Raw genomic sequence first — 20,384 nt, 5'->3', positions numbered from 1 at the left:
CGCGAGGTGGCGTATATTACGCTTTCCTCCTTCAGAGTCAACCTCTTTTTCAGAAGTTTTTCTCCGGCGGGTCAGTTGCCTGAACCTCCCAACACCGCATTCCGTAAACCGGTTTGCCGTGTCAGTGGAGGCGCATTATAGGGAAGGCTTCAGATAGCGCAAGTCCAAATTGGGAATTTCTTTCCAACTGCTCACTTTACAGACAATACGCTGCGTATTTGAGCAAAAACCCCTTAAAACAGCATAAAAAAACGGGCCAGAGGCCCGTTTTTCGCTGCGTGACATTACTGATGTGCGGTAATAACGTCGTTTTCCACATCCATTTCGATGGTTTTGCCTGGAACCAGCTGACCCGAAAGGATCTGCTGCGCCAGCGGGTTCTCGATCTGTTGCTGTATGGCGCGTTTCAGTGGCCGTGCACCATAGACCGGATCGTAACCGTTCTCTGCCAGCAGCTTCAGGGCAGCATCAGAGATGTGCAGCTGATAGCCGCGCTCTTCCAGACGTTTGTACAACCGCTGCAACTGAATCTGCGCAATGGAGGCAATATGTTTCTCCGCCAGCGGATGGAACACCACCACCTCATCAATACGGTTAACGAATTCAGGACGGAAATGATGCCCGACCACACCCATCACAATATCTTTCATTTCCGGGTAACTGAGTTCGCCGAACCGCTCCTGGATTAAATCGGAACCCAGGTTTGAGGTCATAATCACCACGCTGTTGCGGAAATCGACCGTTCTGCCCTGCCCATCCGTCAGACGTCCATCATCCAGCACCTGTAGCAGAATGTTGAAAACATCAGGATGTGCCTTTTCAACTTCGTCCAGCAAAATCACGGAGTAAGGACGGCGACGCACGGCTTCGGTCAGATAACCACCCTCTTCATAGCCGACATAGCCCGGAGGGGCACCCACCAGCCGCGACACCGAATGTTTTTCCATAAACTCTGACATATCGATGCGTACCATTGCGTCATCGCTATCGAACAGGAAGTTAGCCAGCGACTTACACAGTTCTGTTTTACCTACCCCGGTCGGTCCCAGGAACAGGAACGAGCCGATAGGACGGTTAGGATCGGAAAGTCCTGCGCGGCTACGGCGAATCGCGTTCGATACCGCCTCAACCGCTTCATCCTGCCCGATGACCCGGCCATGCAGATCCTGCTCCATGCGCAGTAACTTATCGCGCTCGCCTTCCATCATGCGTGCCACCGGAATACCGGTCCAGCGGGCCAGCACATCGGCAATCTCCACATCCGTGACCCGGTTACGCAGCAGCTTCATGGTTTTGCCTTCAGCCTGGGTCGCCGCGGCCAGCTGTTTTTCCAGCGCAGGAATTTTGCCGTACTGCAATTCAGACATCTGGCCAAGATCGCCCTGACGACGGGCCTGCTCCAGGTTCAGACGCGCCTGCTCAAGTTCAGCCTTGATGTTCTGGGTACCCGAGAGTGACGCCTTCTCGGTTTTCCACTCATCTTCCAGTTCGGCATATTCCCGCTCTTTCTGACTGAGTTCGCTCTCCAGCATCTCAAGACGCTTGATGCTGGCATCATCCGCCTCTTTTTTCAGCGCCTGCTGCTCCAGCTTCAGCTGAATAATACGACGCTCCAGCCGATCCAGTGACTCCGGCTTGGAGTCCATCTGCATACGAATGCTGGATGCCGCCTCATCGATCAGGTCGATCGCTTTATCCGGCAACTGACGGTCAGCAATGTAACGGTGAGAAAGAGTCGCCGCCGCCACGATCGCCGGGTCAGTGATCTGCACATGGTGATGCAGTTCGTAACGCTCTTTCAGGCCACGCAGAATGGCGATGGTATCTTCCACACTTGGCTCAGCCACAAAGACTTTCTGGAAGCGGCGTTCCAGCGCGGCATCTTTTTCAATGTACTGGCGATATTCATCCAGCGTTGTAGCCCCAACGCAGTGCAGTTCACCACGTGCCAGCGCAGGCTTCAGCATGTTACCGGCATCCATCGCCCCGTCCGCTTTACCGGCACCGACCATGGTGTGCAGTTCGTCGATAAACAGAATGACATTACCTTCCTGTTTCGACAGGTCATTCAGCACGCCTTTCAGACGCTCTTCGAATTCACCGCGATATTTGGCACCCGCCACCAGCGCCCCCATATCCAGCGCCAGCACCCGACGACCTTTCAGCCCTTCAGGCACTTCGCCATTGATAATGCGCTGAGCCAGCCCTTCGACAATCGCGGTTTTACCCACGCCAGGCTCACCAATCAGCACCGGGTTGTTTTTGGTCCGGCGTTGCAGAACCTGAATGGTGCGACGAATCTCTTCGTCACGGCCGATGACCGGATCGAGCTTGCCCTTCTCCGCCCGTTCGGTCAGGTCGATGGTGTATTTTTTTAATGCCTGGCGCTGATCTTCAGCCCCCTGATCGTTCACGCTGTCCCCTCCACGCATCTGCTCAATTGCGCTGGTCAGTTTTTCACGGGTTGCGCCTGCCGCCTTAAGCAGGTCGGCCAGTGAGCCACGTGATTCCAGGGCAGCCAGAACAAATAATTCGGATGAAATAAAGTTGTCGTTGCGCTTCTGCGCCAGTTTGTCGCACAGGTTTAATACCCGAACCAGATCGGATGAGGGCTGCACGTCCCCCTCGCTACCTTCCACCTGCGGCAGACGATCGATGGCCTGCTCCACCTGGGTACGCAACGGTGCGACATTAACGCCGGCTGAAGTCAGTAAAGGTGAAACCGATCCGCCTTCCTGGTTCAGCAAAGCGCTCATCAGGTGCAGAGGTTCTATGAATTGGTTGTCGTGTCCCAGAGCCAGGGACTGCGCGTCGGCGAGAGCCAGTTGAAATTTGTTGGTAAGACGATCCAGACGCATAATTCCTCCCATTACAGGTCAAATGCTACTGGAGATTAAATGAGGTCATCCCTCAAAATTTCAAGGTTAATGACCTGAGATTTGAGTAAAAAATACGCTGACTGGACCGTCTTGTGGCGTAAGGTTATAACAGCCAGATCAAAGTTGCCATACGCCCGGTGATTCTATCGCGGCGGAAAGAGAAGAAATCGTCACGCTCTGTGTAGGTGCAGCGGCTGTCAGCACTGACCGAGCTCACCCCTGCAGCGTGCAGGCGCAAACGCGCCAGCTGCCAGATATCGGCGTAATACTTTTCACCCGCCGGACGGAAAGCGTGCGCGGCGCGTGAGTCCTGCGCCATAAAAGCCTGGCGCACTTCCGCGCCGACCTCAAACGCCTCGGGTCCGATGGCGGGCCCGAGCCAGGCATGGATCCGATCCGGCGGCGAACGAAACTGCGCCAGGGTATTTTCCAGCACGCCTGCACACAGGCCACGCCAGCCGGCATGCGCCGCCGCCACCTCGTGGCCATCGTCTGAACAGAACAGCACCGGCAGACAGTCAGCGGTCATAATGGCGCAGACGACGCCCGGTTCGGTGGTGATACAGGCATCCCCCCGCAGCGGAGTCTCACCGGCTGACGACAGGCCCACCACATCAGTAGCATGTACCTGATCCAGCCACTGCGGCATCGCCGGCAAACCCGCTTTTTCCACCAGTAATTGCCGGTTACGCTTCACATCCTCTGGATTATCTCCCACATGTCCACCGAGATTCAGCGCATCCCAGGGAGAGGCACTGATGCCACCCTGTCGCTGCGTTGAGCAGGCGCGAACCCGCGACGGTGCGGGCCATTGAGGAATAATCAGATTCATTACCAATCCAGTTGATCTTTAAATTCTTCGGTATCGGCTTTTAAGGCCGCGATCAAATCAACCATGTCCTGTGGGATCGCCGCATGAAATTCCATTTCAATCCCGCTGATAGGGTGATACAGACGCAACATGGTGGCATGCAGAGCCTGGCGGTCAAAGCCGCGCAAGGTGTTAATGAACGCCTCGGACGCCCCTTTAGGTGGGCGCGGACGGCCACCGTAAAGCGGATCGCCCACCAGCGGATGGTTAATGTGCGACATGTGCACACGGATCTGGTGCGTACGCCCGGTTTCCAGCCGCAACCGCAGACGGGTATGCGCCCGGAAGTGCTCCATGATGCGGTAGTGCGTGACGGCAGGCTTGCCCATTGGATGGACTGCCATATGGGTGCGTTTGGTCGAGTGGCGGCTGATAGGTTCATCAACGGTGCCGCCCGCGGTCATGTTACCAATCGCGACCGCTTCATACTCACGGGTAATTTCGCGCCGTTGCAGCGATTCCACCAGATGCGTCTGAGCCGGAACCGTTTTCGCAACCACCATTAAACCGGTGGTGTCTTTATCCAGGCGGTGTACGATGCCCGCGCGCGGCACATCCATAATCGCAGGATAGTGATGAAGTAAGGCGTTTAAAACCGTACCATCCGGATTACCGGCACCTGGATGAACCACGAAATCGCGAGGTTTGTTGATGACGATAATGTCTTCATCTTCATAAACGATGTCGAGTGGCAGATCCTGCGGTTCCCAGCGCTGTGCCTCCTCGATCTCGGCGTCAATCGCGACCAGCTCGCCGCCCAGCACTTTTTCTTTCGGTTTATCAACCATGACGCCATTGACTGTGACGCGACGATCAAGGATCCACTCTTTTATGCGAGAACGTGAATAATCAGGGAACAATTCCGCCAAAGTTTGATCTAAGCGTTGTCCGAGTTGTGATTCGGATACCGTTGCGGTGAGTTGAACTAGTTGTGCCATATACAGCTTCTTCGTTAACGTTGGGTTTTCACGGCGATGCCGTTTAATATAATGTGCTATCGTACCTGGTCATTACCGGGAGCTATACGGACAGCTTCCGCCATAACATTTGAGGATAATCACTTCGTCATGACGCGCATGAAACATCTGGTGGCTGCTGCCACACTGAGCCTGGCACTTGTTGGTTGTTCCGGCTCAAATGACGCGGTACCGGACAGCCCGCCTTCTGACATCTATGCTACAGCGCAGCAAAAGTTGCAGGACGGTAACTTTAAAGCCGCGATTAAGCAACTGGAAGCGCTGGATAATCGTTATCCATTTGGTCCTTATTCACAGCAGGTACAGCTCGATTTAATCTACGCCTACTATAAAAACGCCGATTTGCCGCTGGCGCAGGCGGCGATTGCTCGCTTTATGCGTCTGAACCCGACTCATCCCAACATCGACTATGTCATGTATATGAAAGGGCTGACGGATATGGCGCTGGATGATTCGGCGTTGCAGGGCTTCTTTGGTATTGACCGCTCTGACCGCGATCCGACGCACGCTCGTGATGCTTTCCGCGACTTCTCTCAGCTGCTGCGCAGTTATCCGAACAGCCAGTATGCGGCTGATGCTCAGAAACGTCTGGTCTACCTGAAAGATCGTCTGGCTAAATATGAGCTTTCAGTGGCGCAATTCTATACTAAGCGTGAGGCCTATGTCGCGGTTGTTAACCGGGTAGAAGGCATGATGCGCGATTACCCGGATACACAGGCGACACACGATGCGCTGCCGTTGATGGAAAATGCCTACCGCAATCTGCAACTCAATGCTGAAGCAGACAAAGTGGCAAAAATTATCGCGGCTAATCAGCACTGATTGATTTGTCCGGCAGTCAGCCACAAAAAAGCAGCCCTGAGAGGCTGCTTTTTTTTGCTCAGAAATCAGGCGGTTTTTAAAAATTGCCCCTGAGCTATCCCATCAAGAGTGCCGTGTTAATCGCTTCGCTTCAAGAGATTTCGGCCACTTTCTCTGCCTTTCTCGCAAATTGTTATGATTGACAAAAAGTGACATTTTTTCGTGATCGAAATCCCACATTCAACGCTTTTTCACGCTATGCTGAAGTTACCCAGACGGAAATGACAGAGAGGTAAGAACGATGATTCTGAACATTACCAGCAAACAAATGGAAATCACCGCGGCTATCCGCAACCATGTTGAAGACCGTCTCGCCAAACTTGAAAAGTGGCAAACCGACCTGATTAATCCCCATATTGTCCTGTCCAAAGAACCCAAAGAATTTGTGGCCGACGCCACCATAAATACGCCCAACGGGACTCTGGTGGCCAGCGCCAAACATGACGATATGTATACCGCCATTAATGACCTGATTGCTAAACTTGAGCGCCAGCTGAACAAGGTTCAGCATAAGTCTGAGGCACGCCGCGCCAGCGCCAGCGTGAAAGACATCATCCCCGCCGATGAGCAATCCTGATCACTTAACGCGCCTCCGGGCGCGTTTTTTATTGACAGCTTTAAATCGCTGCGGTTACTCTCAGGTCACTCTTTTTACGGACAAACACATGAAACATGCCCTGTTTTTCTTCGCTTTCTTTTTTACCTTCCCCTGAACGGGAGGCCATTCGTCGTGTGAAAACGAAAGCGAAGACGAACAACAAAGCCTCCCAACCGGGAGGCTTTTTTATTGGACAGATGACAGGTGAGCCTAATGAACCCCGACAATCCACTGCTCGCGCTGCGCGATAAAATCAGTGCAGTTGATAAAAAACTTCTGACGCTGCTAGCCGAACGCCGTCTGCTGGCGGTGGAGGTTGCTGAGGCGAAACTGGCGACTCACCGCCCGATTCGCGATACAGAACGTGAGCGAGCGCTGCTGGAGAACCTGATTGTGCTGGGCAAAGCGCATAATCTGGATGCCCACTACATCACCCGCCTGTTCCAGCTGGTGATCGAAGATTCGGTGCTGACGCAGCAGGCGCTGCTGCAAAAAAATCTTAACCATCCCCATGCCCATGCGGCCCGCATCGCCTTCCTTGGTCCTAAAGGCTCTTACTCGCACCTGGCTGCGCGGAACTACGCCTCACGCCATTTTGATAATATGGTGGAGTGCGGATGCCTGAAGTTTCACGACATCATCAAGCAGGTGGAAAACGGTGTTGCTGATTACGCCGTCATGCCGATCGAGAACACCAGCTCTGGCTCAATCAATGATGTTTACGATCTGCTGCAACAGACCAGCCTCTCTATCGTCGGAGAGATGACCGTGCCCATCGAGCACTGCGTGCTGGTCAATGGCGCCACCGATTTACAGCAGATAGAGACCGTTTACAGCCATCCGCAGCCCTTCCAGCAGTGCAGCCAGTTCATTAACCGTTTCCCGCACTGGAAAATCGAATATACCGAGAGTACTGCGGCAGCGATGGAGAAAGTGGCGGCGCTCAACTCTCCGAAAGTGGCGGCGCTGGGCAGCGAGGCGGGCGGCGAGCTTTATCAGTTGCAGGTGCTGGAGCGTAATCTGGCGAATCAGCAGCAAAACCACACCCGCTTTATCGTGCTGGCGCGTAAAGCGATTGAGGTCTCCGATCAGGTTCCGGCGAAAACCACGCTGATTATGGCCACCGGTCAGCAGGCGGGTGCGCTGGTTGATGCGCTGCTGGTGCTGCGCCAGCATAACCTGATTATGAGTAAGCTGGAGTCGCGCCCGATTAATGGCAACCCCTGGGAAGAGATGTTCTATATCGATGTGCAGGGCAATCTGCAATCGGAGCGGATGCAGCAGGCGCTGGAGGAATTGCGGACCATGACCCGCTCGCTGAAGGTTCTGGGCTGCTATCCCAGCGAAAATGTGGTGCCAGTGCAACCTGGCGAATAGCAAAAAGGCATCCTTTCGGATGCCTTTTTTATTTAAGGCCGGCTGTCGCTGGCCGATCGCAACAGACTGCGGCTTTCAATCAGGAAGCGTTTGGCGTGATCGCCAAACCACTGTTCCACCCGATTGAAGCTGGTGATAAACGCCTGCTTATCGCCCTGCTCCAGCAGCGCGATGGCTTCGCCAAACCGCTGGTAATAGCGTTTTATCAGCGCCAGATTGCTCTCTGATGACATGATGATGTCGGCATAGAGCTGAGGATCCTGCGCGAATAACCGCCCGACCATCGCCAGTTCAAGCCGGTAGATCGGCGACGAGAGCGCCAGCAGCTGATCCAGATTGACGTTCTCCTCGGCTAAATGCAGACCATAAGCGAAGGTGGCAAAGTGGCGGAGCGCCTGAATGAACGCCATGTTCTGGTCATGCTCAACCGCACTAATCCGATGCAGACGCGCGCCCCAGACCTGAATCTGTTCCAGAAACCACTGATACGCTTCCGGCTGTCGGCCATCGCACCAGACCACCACCTGTTTTGCCAGGCTGCCGCTGTCAGGACCAAACATCGGGTGCAGCCCCAGTACCGGACCGTTATGGGCGGCCAGCATCGCCTGCAAAGGCCGGTTTTTAACTGACGCCAGATCGACCAGAATGCAGTCGTCGGGCAGCGGCGGCAGTTGTGCAATCACCTGCTCAGTTAAGTGAATCGGCACACTGATAATGACCATGCCGGCATCACTGAGCAGCGTCTCCGCCTGCGGCCACTCCTCTTTATCGAGGATTTTTACCGTATAGCCTGACAGTCGCAGCATTTTTTCAAACAGCCGTCCCATCTGTCCGTTACCGCCGACAATCACCACCGGACGCAGTTCAGGACAGAGGGTTTTAAAGCCTTTGTCATTCTCGCTGGTATAGGATTCGCGCATCACCCGACGCAGCACATCCTCAATCAGATCGGGCGGCACACCGAGAGCTTCCGCCTCTTTGCGCCGGGAAGCCAGCATTGACGCTTCCCGTTCAGGCACATAGATAGGCAGACCATAGCGGCTCTTCACCTCGCCAACTTCGGCCACCAGTTCGAGCCGCCTGGCCAGCAGGTCAAGCAGCGCTTTATCAACACTATCAATTTGATCGCGTAACGCGGTCAGTTCAGCCACCATTGCTCTTAAACCTCTTGTGTCAGACGCGCCGACAGCACTCCCCGCAGATCCTGATGCATTTCACGCAGCAGCGTTTCGGTCACTTCCCAGTTGATGCAGGCATCGGTGACGGAAACGCCATACTTCATTTCGCTGCGCGGCTGCTCAGAGGACTGGTTACCTTCATTAATATGGCTTTCCAGCATCAGACCAATGATTGAGCGGTTCCCGTCTTTGATCTGCGCAATAGCGGATTCCGCTACGCCAGGCTGACGGCGATAGTCTTTGTTCGAATTACCATGGCTGCAATCTATCATTAAGGCCGGGCGCAGTCCCGCCTTGAGCATCTCTTTTTCACACTGTTCGACATCTTCAGGACCGTAATTAGGCGCTTTGCCGCCGCGCAGGATCACATGTCCATCCGGGTTGCCGCGAGTCTGCAACAGACAGACCTGGCCCGCCTGGTTAATGCCGACAAAACGGTGCGGCATTGAGGCGGCGCGCATCGCATTGATTGCGGTTCCCAGACTGCCATCGGTGCCATTTTTAAAGCCCACTGGCATGGAGAGACCTGAAGCCATCTCACGGTGAGTCTGTGACTCGGTTGTGCGTGCGCCAATGGCTGACCAGCTGAACAGGTCGCCCAGATATTGTGGGCTGTTAGGATCGAGCGCTTCTGTCGCCAGCGGCAAACCCATTTCCACCAGGTTCACCAGTAATTTACGCGCAATGTGCAGACCCGCTTCCATATCGAACGAGTTATCCATGTAAGGATCGTTGATCAACCCTTTCCAGCCGACGGTGGTACGGGGTTTTTCAAAATAGACGCGCATCACGATATAGAGCTGATCCTTCAGCTGTTCAGAGAGCGTTTGCAGACGACGCGCATAATCCAGTGCCACTTCGGTATCGTGGATTGAACAGGGCCCGCACACCACCAGCAGACGCGGATCGCGGCCAGCAATAATGTCAGAGATGGTCTGGCGGGAGGCCGCCACCTGATCCTGCTGCTGTGCGGTGAGTGGGAATTTGGCTTTCAGCTCTTCAGGCGTGATTAATACCTGTTCATCGGTGATATGCACATTGTTCAGCGCGTCTTGTTGCATGATGGCGATCCTTTTTTACCCGTCGGTCAGGGATTTCAACTGGAGAAGTGCTGTCACTGTATCACATCGAATACATAGTGCAATATTATATGTACACCTTATTGCACAGGATCAAGAGCTGCTGCCAAAAACATAAAATAATTAATATATTTCAGTAATATATAAAAATAGCCACCCATCGACATCGCATTGTTATTGTAATTATAAGTTTACACTCACTGCTGTTGCGTTTCTTTATCCCGCAGGCAGAATGATGAGATTCCTTGCGTCTGACCCCGACAGGTGTTGTTGTGATAAACATCCATCTCCGCCCTTTTGTCCTCAGCGACGTGCCCGCTTTTACCGCTGCCGTTCGCGCCTCACTGGATACTTTGCTCCCCTGGATGGTCTGGGCGCATCATGATTATCAGCCTCACGAAGCGGAAAGCTGGATCCGGTTTACCCACTGGCAGCGATTGAAAGGCGAAGCGGAAGAGTTCGCCATCGTTGACGATAACGACCGTTTACTGGGCGGAGCCGGGCTCCGTTTCGCTCGCGATCCGGGCCAGTTTGCCGCGCTGGGATACTGGGTTCGCAGCGACATGCAGCGTCAGGGCATCGCCAGTCGCGCGGTGACAGAGTTGCTGCCGCTGGGCTTTTCCCGACCAGGCAGCCGGGGCGTTGAAATTCTCGCGGCAGAAAACAATCTGGCCAGCAGAGCGGTGGCTGAAAAGTGTGGCGGCCAGTTTATCGGCTGCCGCTATGGCTTGATCGTATTAAAGGAGGGACCGGTGAATAGCGCCATTTACCACTTTCAGCGAGCGGAAGCCGGTAAAGGGTCGCCATCTAGCAGGCAATAAGATAAAAAAAGGGGCTGGCATCACGCCAACCCCTTGTTTGCTATTAACTTTTAGATGTCGCGTTAGCGATACCTTAGTTAAGACGCTCTTTAATACGAGCAGACTTACCAGTACGCTCACGCAGGTAGTACAGTTTGGCTTTACGCACAGCGCCACGACGTTTGACAGTGATGCTGTCAATGACAGGCGAGTGAGTCTGGAATACACGCTCAACGCCTTCGCCGTTAGAAATTTTGCGAACAGTGAATGCAGAGTGCAGACCGCGGTTACGAATAGCGATAACCACGCCCTCGAATGCCTGCAGACGTTTTTTAGAACCTTCAACGACCCATACTTTCACTTCCACGGAATCACCCGGGCGGAAGGAAGGTACGTCCTGTTTCATCTGCTCTTGTTCAATTTGCTTGATAATGTTGCTCATAATTAAATCTCATATCCTGGGTAAACTGATAGTCGGGGAAGATTACTCTTCCACATCATCGTTTTGTTGCTGATGAAGTTCACGCTTAAACTCATTCAGCAACCTTGCTTGCTCTTCAGTCAGAGCCAGGTTTTCCAGAAGTTCAGGTCTTCTCAGCCAGGTACGGCCTAGCGACTGCTTCAGACGCCAGCGGCGAATATCAGCATGGTTGCCTGACAGCAATACTGCCGGGACTTCCACGCCGTCTAACACTTCAGGTCGGGTATAGTGCGGACAATCCAGCAGACCATCAGAGAATGAATCCTCTTCGGCTGACGCCTGCTTGCCGAGTACGCCGGGAATAAACCGGGCCACTGCGTCAATCATCGTCATCGCTGGCAGTTCCCCGCCACTGAGAACGTAATCGCCAATTGACCATTCTTCATCAATTTCGGACTGGATTACGCGCTCATCAATCCCTTCATAACGGCCACAGACCAGAATTAACTTGTCCCGTGCCGCCAGTTCGCAAACGCCCTGTTGGTCCAGTTTGCGCCCCTGAGGTGAAAGATAGATCACCCTGGCACCCTCACCTGCCGCTGCTTTCGCTGCGGAGATGGCATCCCGTAAGGGTTGTACCATCATCAGCATTCCCGGTCCGCCGCCGTAAGGACGATCATCCACGGTACGGTGCCGGTCGTGCGTGAAGTCACGCGGACTCCAGCTCTGAATGCTGAGCAGACCGTTTTTTACAGCCCGGCCAGTTACCCCGTAATCGGTAATAGCGCGAAACATTTCTGGAAACAGGCTAATAACACCAATCCACATTGTATTCGCCGTTACGTTACCGTTCGATTCGGAGATCAAAAACCAGGATCCCAATCTACCTCAATGATGCCAGTAGAGAGATCGACTTTCCTGATAACCTGTTCATCAAGAAACGGAATTAACCGCTCCTGTACACCGAATGCATCCTTCAGGTTTGCCTTCACGACGAGAACGTCGTTAGATCCGGTCTCCATCATATCGATGACTTTGCCCATCTCGTAGCCTTCAAGGTTAACCACCTGGCAGCCCATAAGGTCTTTCCAGTAGTAGTCACCCTCTTCCAGCGATGGCAACTGCGTCGAGTCAACCTGAATTTCGCAATTGGTTAACTGAGCCGCCGCATCCCGATCGTCAATGCCTTTGACTTTGATGATCAGGTCCTGATTGTGGTGCTTCCAACCTTCCAGTTCGACCTGCTGCCATTTACCGGCGCGCTGGATGAACCAGGGTTGGTAGTTGAAGATGCTTTCAGCGTCTTCAGTGGAGGAAAACACTTTGAGCCAGCCGCGAATACCGTAGGCGGCTCCCATCTTACCCAATACAATCGGGTTAACAGGAGGCTGTGCGGCAAGTTGTCTGCTCATGCTCACCACCGTGACAGATTAAGCTGCTTTCTTAGCTTCTTTGACCAGCGCGTTAACGCGATCAGAAAGCGTTGCGCCCTGGCCAACCCAGTGCTCGATACGGTCCAGATCCAGACGCAGACCTTCAGCCTGACCAGATGCGATCGGGTTGAAGAAACCAACGCGCTCGATGAAACGACCGTTGCGTGCATTGCGGCTGTCAGTAACGACGACCTGATAGAACGGACGCTTTTTAGCGCCGTGACGTGCCAAACGAATTGTTACCATAACATCCTCTTCAGTTAATAAAACACCCGGCCCCCATCGAGGAACGGGGTCCGGGTGCTGTATAAAAAGCCCGAAAATTTTACTCATTTTGGCGCAAAAAGCAACCTAAACCGCGTCCTTTCGGGCTTTTTTGTGGAACGCTTAGCGGCCAGGAAAACCTGGCGGCATCATACCTTTCATGCCGCGCATCATTTTCGCCATACCGCCCTTCTTCATTTTCTTCATCATACGCTGCATGTCGTCGAACTGCTTCAATAAGCGGTTAACGTCCTGCACCTGCATCCCGGAGCCGGTGGCGATGCGGCGCTTGCGCGAGCCTTTGATGATTTCTGGTTTCTCACGCTCTTTGCGCGTCATCGAGTTGATGATGGCTTCCATGCGCACCAGCACTTTGTCATCCATCTGCGACTTCACGTTGTCAGGCAACTGACCCATACCCGGCAGTTTACCCATCAGGCTGGCCATGCCGCCCATGTTGCGCATCTGTTTCAGCTGCTCAAGGAAGTCATTGAGATCGAAACCGTCACCGGTTTTCAGCTTCTTCGCCAGCTTTTCCGCCTGATCGCGGTCAACTTTGCTTTCGATGTCTTCGATCAGTGACAGCACGTCACCCATGCCGAGGATACGCGAGGCGATGCGCTCAGGGTAGAACGGCTCCAGCGCTTCGGTCTTTTCACCGACACCCATAAACTTGATCGGCTTGCCGGTGATATGACGAATCGACAGTGCCGCACCACCGCGGGCATCACCATCCACTTTGGTCAGGATCACTCCGGTCAGCGGCAGCGCTTCGTTAAAGGCTTTGGCGGTGTTTGCCGCATCCTGACCGGTCATGGCGTCGACCACAAACAGGGTTTCTACCGGCTTAATCGCGGCGTGAACCTGTTTGATTTCGTCCATCATCGCTTCGTCAACGTGCAGACGACCAGCGGTATCCACCAGCAGCACATCGTAAAACTTCAGGCGCGCTTCACGCAGCGCATTGTTGACGATGTCGACCGGCTTCTGGCTGAGATCGGATGGACAGAAATCGACACCCACCTGCTGCGCCAGGGTTTCCAGCTGTTTGATTGCCGCCGGACGATAGACGTCGGCAGAAACCACTAAGACTTTCTTTTTGTGCTTCTCACGCAGGAACTTACCGAGCTTGCCGACGCTGGTGGTTTTACCGGCACCCTGCAAACCCGCCATCAGCACCACGGCTGGCGGCTGTGCCGCCAGATCCAGCGCATTGTTCTCTGCGCCCATCGCCGCAACCAGTTCGTTACGGACGATCTTGATAAACTCCTGCCCTGGCGTCAGGCTTTTATTCACATCATGGCCGACCGCGCTCTCTTTCACGCGGTTGATGAAGTCACGCACCACCGGCAGCGCAACGTCAGCCTCCAGCAGTGCCATACGCACTTCACGCAGGGTATCTTTGATGTTCTCTTCAGTCAGCCTTCCGCGGCCGCTGATGTTTCGCAGGGTTTGCGACAAACGATCGGTTAAATTATCAAACATGGTCTCTCACTTAAAAAGATCGCGAGGCGCCTGATCGGCAGAATGCGGCGGATTATAACACGAAGCCTCAGCGATCTCTGCAATTGCCCCTGAGATCGTTTGGAGCCTGCTTCGGCTGGCGCTATACTGCCTTTTTCCTTATCTGACTGAAACCTGAAAGGATCTATGTTCGTTTTCGCGATAGTGGCGCTGTTCGCCTACTCCTTAAGTCTTGCCCTGATCATTCCCAGCCTGCTGAAACGTAACGGTGGCTGGCGGCGAATGGCGATGCTCTCTGCCTGTGTGGCGCTGATAACCCACGCGGTGGCCTTGCAGCAGCGCATATTTGCGGTTGATAGCGGACAGAATTTAAGCCTGCTCAATATTGGTTCGCTGGTCAGTCTGTTGATCTGCGCCATCATGACCATTGTGGCGTCACGCAACCGTGGCTGGCTGCTGCTGCCGATTGTTTACAGCTTCGCGCTGATCAATCTGGCCTTCGCGACCTTTGTCCCCAATGCGTTCATCACCCATCTGGAAACCACGCCGGGTATGATGATCCATATCGGCCTGTCGCTGTTCGCCTATGCGACGCTGATTATCGCGGCGCTCTATGCGTTGCAGCTGGCGTGGATCGATTACCAGTTAAAAAACAAGCGGCTGGCGTTTACGCAGGATATGCCGCCGCTGCTGACCATCGAACGTAAAATGTTTCATATTACCCAGGTCGGCGTGGTGCTGCTTACGCTGGTGCTCTGTACTGGCCTGTTTTATATGCAGAATCTGTTCAGCGCGGAAAACGTCGATAAAGCGGTTCTTTCCATCATTGCCTGGTTTGTTTATATCGTTTTGCTCTGGGGGCACTATCATGAAGGCTGGCGTGGTCGCCGCGTCGTCTGGTTTAACTGTAGCGGTGCGGTGCTGTTAACCATGGCTTACTTCGGCAGTCGCATCTTACAGCACCTGCTGGTCCCTACCTCTCGTTAAAAAGGAAGTTCTGCGTTGGAACATGTTTCAACCACCACGCTGATTATTACGCTGGTCATCATGGTGCTGGTTTCGGCTTATTTCTCGGGTTCTGAAACCGGCATGATGACCCTCAATCGCTATAAACTGCGCCATCAGGCTAAAAATGGCCATCGCGCAGCCCGTCGTGTCGAAAAACTGCTGCGCCGCCCTGACCGTCTGATAAGCCTGGTGCTGATCGGCAATAACCTGGTCAATATCCTCGCTTCCGCCCTGGCCACCATTGTCGGTATCCGTCTGTATGGCGATGCCGGCGTCGCCATTGCTACCGGCGTGCTGACCTTTGTGGTGTTGATTTTTGCCGAGGTGTTACCGAAAACCGTGGCGGCTCTCTATCCCGATAAGGTCGCCTACCCCAGCAGCTGGCTGCTCGGTCCGTTGCAGTACATCATGCTGCCGCTGGTCTGGCTGCTGAATACCATTACCCGGCTGCTGATGCGGATGGTCGGTATCCGCTCTGACGGCTCAGTCAACTCCGCGCTGAGCAAAGAGGAGCTGCGGACCATCGTCTATGAGTCGCGCAGCCTGATGTCCCGTCGTAATCAGGATATGCTGCTGTCAGTGCTCGACCTGGAGAAGGTCAGCGTGGACGACATCATGGTGCCGCGTAATGAAATCGTCGGGATCAACATCAGCGACGACTGGAAGTCAGTGGTGCGTCAGTTAAGCCATTCGCCACACGGTCGCATTGTGCTGTTCCGTGACTCGCTGGATGACTGTGTCGGTATGCTGCGGGTACGTGAAGCCTGGCGCATGATGACCGAGAAAAAAGAGTTCACCAAAGAGATGCTGCTGCGTGCCGCCGATGAGATCTATTACATCCCTGAAGGGACGCCGCTGAACACCCAGCTGGTGAAGTTTCAGCGGAACAAGAAGAAAGCGGGCCTGGTGGTGGATGAGTATGGTGACATCAAAGGGCTGGTGACGATTGAGGACATTCTTGAAGAGATTGTCGGTGATTTTACCACCTCGATGTCGCCGTCGCTGGCAGAAGAAGTGATGCCGCAGAATGATGGTTCCGTGCTGGTTGAAGGCAGCGCGAACGTCCGTGAAATCAATAAGGCGTTTAACTGGTATCTGCCCGAGCAGGAAGCCCGCACGATTAACGGAATGCTGCTGGAAGCGCTGGAAGAGATCCCGGAGATTGGAACGCGCGTGCAGATTGGCCACTACAATATCGATATTCTCGACGTTCAGGACAACATGATTAAACAAGTGCGCATCACGCCGAAGACGCCACTGAAGAAATCGGTCGGTTCCTGAGGCCATAAAAAAACGCCGCATCCTGTTGATTGCGGCGTTTTTTTTAGCGCTTAAGCCCTGACTAGATGTGCAGTTCTTTCAGCTTTTCAGCAGGCAGTTTCAGATCTTCATTGCGGTTAACGCCGATCTCATGCGCCAGTACATTACGGGCGATCTGCTGGGCTTCATCCAGTGAGTGCAGCTTATAGCTGCCACACTGATATTCATTCAGCTCAGGAATCTGATTCTGATCTTTAACCTTCAGAACGTCTTCCATCGCCCCTTTCCACGCTTTCGCTACGCGCTGCTCGTCTGGCGTACCAATCAGGCTCATGTAGAAGCCGGTACGGCAACCCATTGGCGAAATATCGACAATTTCCACGCCGTCGCCATTCAGATGGTTACGCATGAAGCCCGCAAAGAGATGCTCCAGCGTATGAATGCCACGCTCAGTAAGGATGTCGATATTCGGGCGGCAAAAACGCAGGTCAAAGACGGTAATCGTATCGCCATGCGGAGTCTTCATGGTTTTCGCAACGCGGACTGCCGGTGCGCCCATGATGGTGTGATCAACGGTAAAACTATCCAGTAGTGGCATACGTCACCTCCTGTTCTGAGAATTTTTTTAAAACAATGAAACTTTTCTGTTTGGCCAGCGTCTGAATATATGAAAGACGCGCATTTGTTATCATCATCCCTGACAACAGAGATGTTAATTTGGCCACATTGATGTGGCCTTTTTCTTTTCTACCCTTCCCGGCTCGCCAGATACGCTTCAAAATCCAGCTTATCATTCGCCTCCAGCTGCTGCTGTGCCGCAACGGATTCCTGCGCCTGACGGGTGAAGTCCTCTTCGGTCAGTACTTCCAGCGGCTCTTCACACAGCAGATGGCGATACTGTTCAGCCAGCGCCACGCCGGTTCCGGTTACGCCATTCTCCTTCATCGCCTGAAGGATGCGCGCCGAGTAGGTTAGCTCAGGATCATCAAACGACGCTACCAGTTGATCGCAAACCTGCTGATATTCCGTGCTGTCCTGATTGTGGCTGTCTAACACTTCCGCAACCCGACGCAGATCGGCAAACAGGGTTTTACCCACCCCGACCAGCGAATGCTCCGCTTCACCGCAGCCAATGGCGATTTTCTGGTCTGGCTTACGCCCTTCCAGCACCACCCGGTTCCAGTTTTTGCGCGTGCACTGTAACTCTTCGGCGCTCATTTCCGGCGCATCGGCCAGCGTACACCAAATCAGGAACAGGTCGAGGAAGCGCACCTGGTTCTCATCAACCCCGATCGCGGAGAAAGGATTAATATCCAGCGAGCGCACTTCGATATATTCGATGCCACCACGCAGCAGCGCGTCTGAGGGCGCTTCACCCGAGCGGGTGACACGTTTTGGCCGGATTGGCGCGTAGAGTTCATTCTCAATCTGCAACACGTTAGTGTTGAGCTGAAGCCAGTTACCCTCGGCATCTTTGGTGCCCATCTGCGCGAACTCGTCCGATGGCGTTTTGATGGCGCTTTTCAGCGCCGTCACATAGCCTTCCAGCGAGTTAAAGGTGATGCCCAGCGAGCTTTGCGATTTATTGGTATAGCCCAGATCGCTCAGACGCAGCGACGTGGCGTAGGGCAGCCACATCGTGTCTTTGTCGTTGGTTTCAAACGGCAGTGCGCTCTCGCGCCCTTGCAGGAAGCTGGAGCTGATAGCCGGCGATGCGCCAAACAGATAGGGGATCACCCAGCCGAAACGATAGTAGTTACGGATCAGGCGCAGGTAGCCCGCCGAGATGGTCTCTTTGCCACTCTCCTGATCTTTAACATCGGCCCACTCCTGCCAGAATGAGAGCGGCAGTGAGAAGTTGTAATGAATGCCGGAGATGGTCTGCATCAACGCGCCGTAGCGGTTTTTCAGCCCTTCACGATAGAGCGTCTTCATCCGGCCGATATTCGATGTGCCATATTGCGCCAGTTCAATCTTATCCGCATCGGCGATCACGCACGGCATGCTGAAAGGCCACATACGTTCGTCACCCAGTTCACGGGCAACATGGCGGTGAATATCGCGCAGGAAGGCCAGCATGTGATCGATGCTGTGATCCACTGGCGTAATAAATTCCAGTAAGGTTTCCGCAAAATCAGTGGTGATCCAGTCATGTTTCAGCGCCGAACCCAGAGATTCAGGGTGGCCGCTTTTTGCCAGATCGCCATTGGCTTCCACGCGCAATGTTTCACGCTCGATGCCACGACCAATCCCTTTCAGGGCATTGGGATGCGCTTCCAGCCAGGAGAGCGCTTTGGATACGTCCGGGATCACATTAACCTCCCGCTGTGATAATAATTTATTTTTGTTCAGCATAATGTTAACCCTAGCCTCGAATCTGTGCGAATCAATGCCACCATTGCATACCCTGTAAGGTGGCGGTCGCGATAACGATATAACGCAGTGTTTTACCGACAGCGAGAAACAGCGTTGCAGGCAGCCAGGCGAAGCGTAACCAGCCTGCGAGTACGCAGAGCAGATCACCCACCACTGGCAGCCAGCTGAATAACAGTGCCGCAGGTCCCAACCGGTGCAACCACGTCATTGCTGTGTCATGCCATCGCCCCTGACGTTTTAACGGCAGCAAGCGACCAATAAGAATGTTGGTTAAGCCGCCCAAGGTGTTCCCCAGTGATGCGGCCAAAAGCAACCCGTAAACTGATGTCTTTTTTGCAATCAGTAGTGCTATCAGCAGTGCTTCAGAACTTCCTGGCAGGAGCGTCGCGCTTAAAAAACTGCTGCCGAACATGGAGGCGTACGCCACGAGTTCACTCACAGTAAGCGGACATCCACCACATCCATGCCTGCCGCCTTTGCTGCCTGAATGCCAAAGTCGGCATCCTCAAAGACCACACAGCGTGCTGGTGCCACACCCATCAGCTCAGCGCAGCGCAGGAAGGTTTCCGGCTCAGGCTTATGCTGGGCGACATCGTCAGCGCCTACCACGGCAGAGAACAGCTCACGCACACCCAGCTGCGTCAGTAGCGCCTCCGCCATGCTGTGTTCGCTGCCGGTACCGACCGCCATCGGACGACGTCCGTGGTACGCCTTAACCACCTCCATTAAAGGCAGTGGTTTAACGTTTTCCAGCAGCATCGCTTTCACAGCCGCGTTTTTTTCTGCGGCAAGGAGATGAGGATCGTGCGACGACTGGTTCGTTTCGATTATGAACTGTGCCAGCCGCCAGGTTGGTGCGCCATTGAAGCCAACAATCCGTGCTTCATCCAGCGTTAATCCATAACGAGCCAGTACCTGACGCCACGCTTTTCGATGTGTCGGCTCAGTATCAAGAATAGTGCCATCCATATCGAAAATCAGGGCGTCATATTGATCGTAGATTGTCACGCGGGACCTCCAGCAAATGAGCCATTACTTTAGCTTAATGTGCACAGGTTGTCGCCAGGGGGGATGAACAGCAAATGCTTTGAAAGCATTAGCAATTTTTCTTTTCAGATAAAGGTGATCGGACACGACCGGGGATAACGGTACGAATTTGCTGCGTTTTTTTAACAATCTTTACCTGAACAAGCGGCAGCGGACAGGCCGGGAAAAGAGGATGAAATGAGCGGATGTGGGAAATATCATTCTGAACAGCTTAAGACAAGGTGATTAATCAGCAGAGACGATGAGACAGGTTGGGAACGGTACGGATAGAGCGAGAGGAAGATGGGGATGGTGCTTCTGGCGGATGACTCAGTTTGCGCTTCGCGCTGTTGCTGAAGCAACGTTATCCTCCTTAGTGCGGTCTGGGCAACTACTGCGTCTGACACACTGAGGGGGCTTTTACAGTTTGAAGATATGGTGCATCCAGGAGGATTCGAACCTCCGACCGCTCGGTTCGTAGCCGAGTACTCTATCCAGCTGAGCTATGGATG

At 53.8% G+C, this 20,384-nt stretch carries 21 protein-coding genes and 1 other annotated feature; of the genes, 7 read left to right on the top strand and 14 right to left on the bottom strand.

Annotated features, from left to right (window positions below; all coding sequences use genetic code 11):
- Positions 1-284: 284 nt before the first annotated feature.
- The 3 genes from clpB to rluD form a co-directional block, all read right to left on the bottom strand.
- Positions 285-2,870: an ATP-dependent chaperone ClpB gene (gene clpB / locus ACCW71_RS20190; protein WP_436374401.1), complete on the bottom strand. Its 2,586-nt coding sequence runs from the start codon at positions 2,868-2,870 to the stop codon at positions 285-287.
- A gap of 112 nt (positions 2,871-2,982) precedes the next feature.
- The gene (gene yfiH / locus ACCW71_RS20185) at positions 2,983-3,711 is read right to left on the bottom strand and encodes a purine nucleoside phosphorylase YfiH (protein ID WP_436374400.1); all 729 of its coding nucleotides are present in this window, start codon (positions 3,709-3,711) and stop codon (positions 2,983-2,985) included.
- Entirely contained in the window at positions 3,711-4,688 is a 978-nt protein-coding gene (gene rluD, locus ACCW71_RS20180) for a 23S rRNA pseudouridine(1911/1915/1917) synthase RluD (RefSeq protein ID WP_436374398.1), read from the bottom strand. Before rluD ends, yfiH begins: the two co-directional genes overlap by 1 nt.
- Before the next feature lie 129 nt (positions 4,689-4,817).
- Here rluD and bamD point away from each other — a divergent pair, with 129 nt between their 5' ends.
- The 4 genes from bamD (at position 4,818) to pheA (ending at position 7,563) form a co-directional block, all read left to right on the top strand.
- A complete protein-coding gene (gene bamD, locus ACCW71_RS20175) occupies positions 4,818-5,549 on the top strand; it encodes an outer membrane protein assembly factor BamD (RefSeq protein ID WP_436374397.1) in 732 nt (243 codons plus the stop codon).
- A gap of 280 nt (positions 5,550-5,829) precedes the next feature.
- A complete protein-coding gene (gene raiA / locus ACCW71_RS20170) occupies positions 5,830-6,165 on the top strand; it encodes a ribosome-associated translation inhibitor RaiA (RefSeq protein WP_312057274.1) in 336 nt (111 codons plus the stop codon).
- 87 nt (positions 6,166-6,252) lie between these two features.
- Positions 6,253-6,377 (top strand) — a sequence feature (Phe leader region).
- Positions 6,254-6,301 (top strand): pheA operon leader peptide PheL, encoded by a 48-nt coding sequence (gene pheL / locus ACCW71_RS20165; RefSeq protein ID WP_436374406.1) that lies wholly within the window; start codon positions 6,254-6,256, stop codon positions 6,299-6,301. Its footprint overlaps the feature before it by 48 nt.
- 22 nt (positions 6,378-6,399) lie before the next feature.
- The gene (gene pheA, locus ACCW71_RS20160; protein WP_436374395.1) at positions 6,400-7,563 is read left to right on the top strand and encodes a bifunctional chorismate mutase/prephenate dehydratase; all 1,164 of its coding nucleotides are present in this window, start codon (positions 6,400-6,402) and stop codon (positions 7,561-7,563) included.
- A gap of 32 nt (positions 7,564-7,595) precedes the next feature.
- Here the strand turns inward: pheA and tyrA are convergent, their stop codons facing one another.
- Positions 7,596-8,717: a bifunctional chorismate mutase/prephenate dehydrogenase gene (tyrA, locus tag ACCW71_RS20155; RefSeq protein WP_436374394.1), complete on the bottom strand. Its 1,122-nt coding sequence runs from the start codon at positions 8,715-8,717 to the stop codon at positions 7,596-7,598.
- A gap of 5 nt (positions 8,718-8,722) precedes the next feature.
- Positions 8,723-9,802 (bottom strand): 3-deoxy-7-phosphoheptulonate synthase, encoded by a 1,080-nt coding sequence (locus ACCW71_RS20150; RefSeq protein ID WP_436374393.1) that lies wholly within the window; start codon positions 9,800-9,802, stop codon positions 8,723-8,725.
- 290 nt (positions 9,803-10,092) lie between these two features.
- Between ACCW71_RS20150 and ACCW71_RS20145 the strand changes: the two genes are divergently transcribed.
- A complete protein-coding gene (locus ACCW71_RS20145) occupies positions 10,093-10,641 on the top strand; it encodes a GNAT family N-acetyltransferase (RefSeq protein ID WP_436374391.1) in 549 nt (182 codons plus the stop codon).
- A gap of 73 nt (positions 10,642-10,714) precedes the next feature.
- Here ACCW71_RS20145 and rplS read toward each other — a convergent pair whose 3' ends face one another.
- The 5 genes from rplS to ffh form a co-directional block, all read right to left on the bottom strand.
- Positions 10,715-11,062, bottom strand: a complete 348-nt coding sequence (gene rplS, locus ACCW71_RS20140; RefSeq protein ID WP_031374778.1) for a 50S ribosomal protein L19 — start codon at positions 11,060-11,062, stop codon at positions 10,715-10,717.
- Between the two features lie 42 nt (positions 11,063-11,104).
- On the bottom strand, positions 11,105-11,869 hold the full coding sequence (gene trmD, locus ACCW71_RS20135; RefSeq protein ID WP_436374389.1) for a tRNA (guanosine(37)-N1)-methyltransferase TrmD: 765 nt from the start codon (positions 11,867-11,869) through the stop codon (positions 11,105-11,107).
- Positions 11,870-11,904: 35 nt separating this feature from the next.
- Positions 11,905-12,453: a ribosome maturation factor RimM gene (gene rimM / locus ACCW71_RS20130; RefSeq protein ID WP_436374387.1), complete on the bottom strand. Its 549-nt coding sequence runs from the start codon at positions 12,451-12,453 to the stop codon at positions 11,905-11,907.
- An 18-nt stretch (positions 12,454-12,471) separates the two neighbouring features.
- Complete coding sequence (rpsP, locus tag ACCW71_RS20125) at positions 12,472-12,720, bottom strand: 30S ribosomal protein S16 (RefSeq protein ID WP_003849041.1); 249 nt, start codon at positions 12,718-12,720, stop codon at positions 12,472-12,474.
- A 141-nt stretch (positions 12,721-12,861) separates the two neighbouring features.
- Positions 12,862-14,223, bottom strand: coding sequence for a signal recognition particle protein (gene ffh / locus ACCW71_RS20120; RefSeq protein WP_436374385.1), 1,362 nt, complete (start codon positions 14,221-14,223; stop codon positions 12,862-12,864).
- A 165-nt stretch (positions 14,224-14,388) separates the two neighbouring features.
- On the opposite strand from ffh, the gene ACCW71_RS20115 reads away from it, so the two are divergent.
- A complete protein-coding gene (locus tag ACCW71_RS20115; protein ID WP_436374383.1) occupies positions 14,389-15,189 on the top strand; it encodes a cytochrome C assembly family protein in 801 nt (266 codons plus the stop codon).
- Positions 15,190-15,204: 15 nt separating this feature from the next.
- Entirely contained in the window at positions 15,205-16,491 is a 1,287-nt protein-coding gene (locus ACCW71_RS20110; RefSeq protein WP_436374382.1) for an HlyC/CorC family transporter, read from the top strand.
- Between the two features lie 61 nt (positions 16,492-16,552).
- Here ACCW71_RS20110 and luxS read toward each other — a convergent pair whose 3' ends face one another.
- From luxS to yqaB, 4 genes are all read right to left on the bottom strand, one after another.
- On the bottom strand, positions 16,553-17,068 hold the full coding sequence (gene luxS / locus ACCW71_RS20105) for an S-ribosylhomocysteine lyase (protein WP_436374380.1): 516 nt from the start codon (positions 17,066-17,068) through the stop codon (positions 16,553-16,555).
- A gap of 149 nt (positions 17,069-17,217) precedes the next feature.
- Entirely contained in the window at positions 17,218-18,825 is a 1,608-nt protein-coding gene (gene gshA, locus ACCW71_RS20100; RefSeq protein ID WP_436374379.1) for a glutamate--cysteine ligase, read from the bottom strand.
- Positions 18,826-18,856: 31 nt separating this feature from the next.
- A complete protein-coding gene (locus tag ACCW71_RS20095) occupies positions 18,857-19,258 on the bottom strand; it encodes a YqaA family protein (protein WP_436374405.1) in 402 nt (133 codons plus the stop codon).
- Positions 19,259-19,281: 23 nt separating this feature from the next.
- A complete protein-coding gene (gene yqaB, locus ACCW71_RS20090; RefSeq protein ID WP_436374403.1) occupies positions 19,282-19,848 on the bottom strand; it encodes a fructose-1-phosphate/6-phosphogluconate phosphatase in 567 nt (188 codons plus the stop codon).
- Positions 19,849-20,384 lie beyond the last annotated feature (536 nt).

The organism is Pantoea sp. C2G6, assembly GCF_051336815.1.
Taxonomy (GTDB): Bacteria; Pseudomonadota; Gammaproteobacteria; order Enterobacterales; family Enterobacteriaceae; genus Pantoea.
The sequence above is the reverse complement of the archived record's forward strand: the minus strand, read 5'-3'. Positions and strand labels throughout refer to the sequence as shown.

Bases quoted from the DNA above. Each gene is read 5' to 3' on its own strand.
- bamD (WP_436374397.1), top strand. From the start codon at position 4,818: ATGACGCGCATGAAACATCTGGTGGCTGCTGCCACACTGAGCCTGGCA.
- raiA (WP_312057274.1), top strand. From the start codon at position 5,830: ATGATTCTGAACATTACCAGCAAACAAATGGAAATCACCGCGGCTATC.
- ffh (WP_436374385.1), bottom strand. From the start codon at position 14,223: ATGTTTGATAATTTAACCGATCGTTTGTCGCAAACCCTGCGAAACATC.
- rplS (WP_031374778.1), bottom strand. From the start codon at position 11,062: ATGAGCAACATTATCAAGCAAATTGAACAAGAGCAGATGAAACAGGAC.
- clpB (WP_436374401.1), bottom strand. From the start codon at position 2,870: ATGGGAGGAATTATGCGTCTGGATCGTCTTACCAACAAATTTCAACTG.
- rpsP (WP_003849041.1), bottom strand. From the start codon at position 12,720: ATGGTAACAATTCGTTTGGCACGTCACGGCGCTAAAAAGCGTCCGTTC.
- yfiH (WP_436374400.1), bottom strand. From the start codon at position 3,711: ATGAATCTGATTATTCCTCAATGGCCCGCACCGTCGCGGGTTCGCGCC.
- tyrA (WP_436374394.1), bottom strand. From the start codon at position 8,717: ATGGTGGCTGAACTGACCGCGTTACGCGATCAAATTGATAGTGTTGAT.
- gshA (WP_436374379.1), bottom strand. From the start codon at position 18,825: ATGCTGAACAAAAATAAATTATTATCACAGCGGGAGGTTAATGTGATC.
- luxS (WP_436374380.1), bottom strand. From the start codon at position 17,068: ATGCCACTACTGGATAGTTTTACCGTTGATCACACCATCATGGGCGCA.
- pheA (WP_436374395.1), top strand. From the start codon at position 6,400: ATGAACCCCGACAATCCACTGCTCGCGCTGCGCGATAAAATCAGTGCA.
- ACCW71_RS20115 (WP_436374383.1), top strand. From the start codon at position 14,389: ATGTTCGTTTTCGCGATAGTGGCGCTGTTCGCCTACTCCTTAAGTCTT.
- rimM (WP_436374387.1), bottom strand. From the start codon at position 12,453: ATGAGCAGACAACTTGCCGCACAGCCTCCTGTTAACCCGATTGTATTG.
- trmD (WP_436374389.1), bottom strand. From the start codon at position 11,869: ATGTGGATTGGTGTTATTAGCCTGTTTCCAGAAATGTTTCGCGCTATT.
- ACCW71_RS20095 (WP_436374405.1), bottom strand. From the start codon at position 19,258: ATGTTCGGCAGCAGTTTTTTAAGCGCGACGCTCCTGCCAGGAAGTTCT.
- ACCW71_RS20150 (WP_436374393.1), bottom strand. From the start codon at position 9,802: ATGCAACAAGACGCGCTGAACAATGTGCATATCACCGATGAACAGGTA.
- rluD (WP_436374398.1), bottom strand. From the start codon at position 4,688: ATGGCACAACTAGTTCAACTCACCGCAACGGTATCCGAATCACAACTC.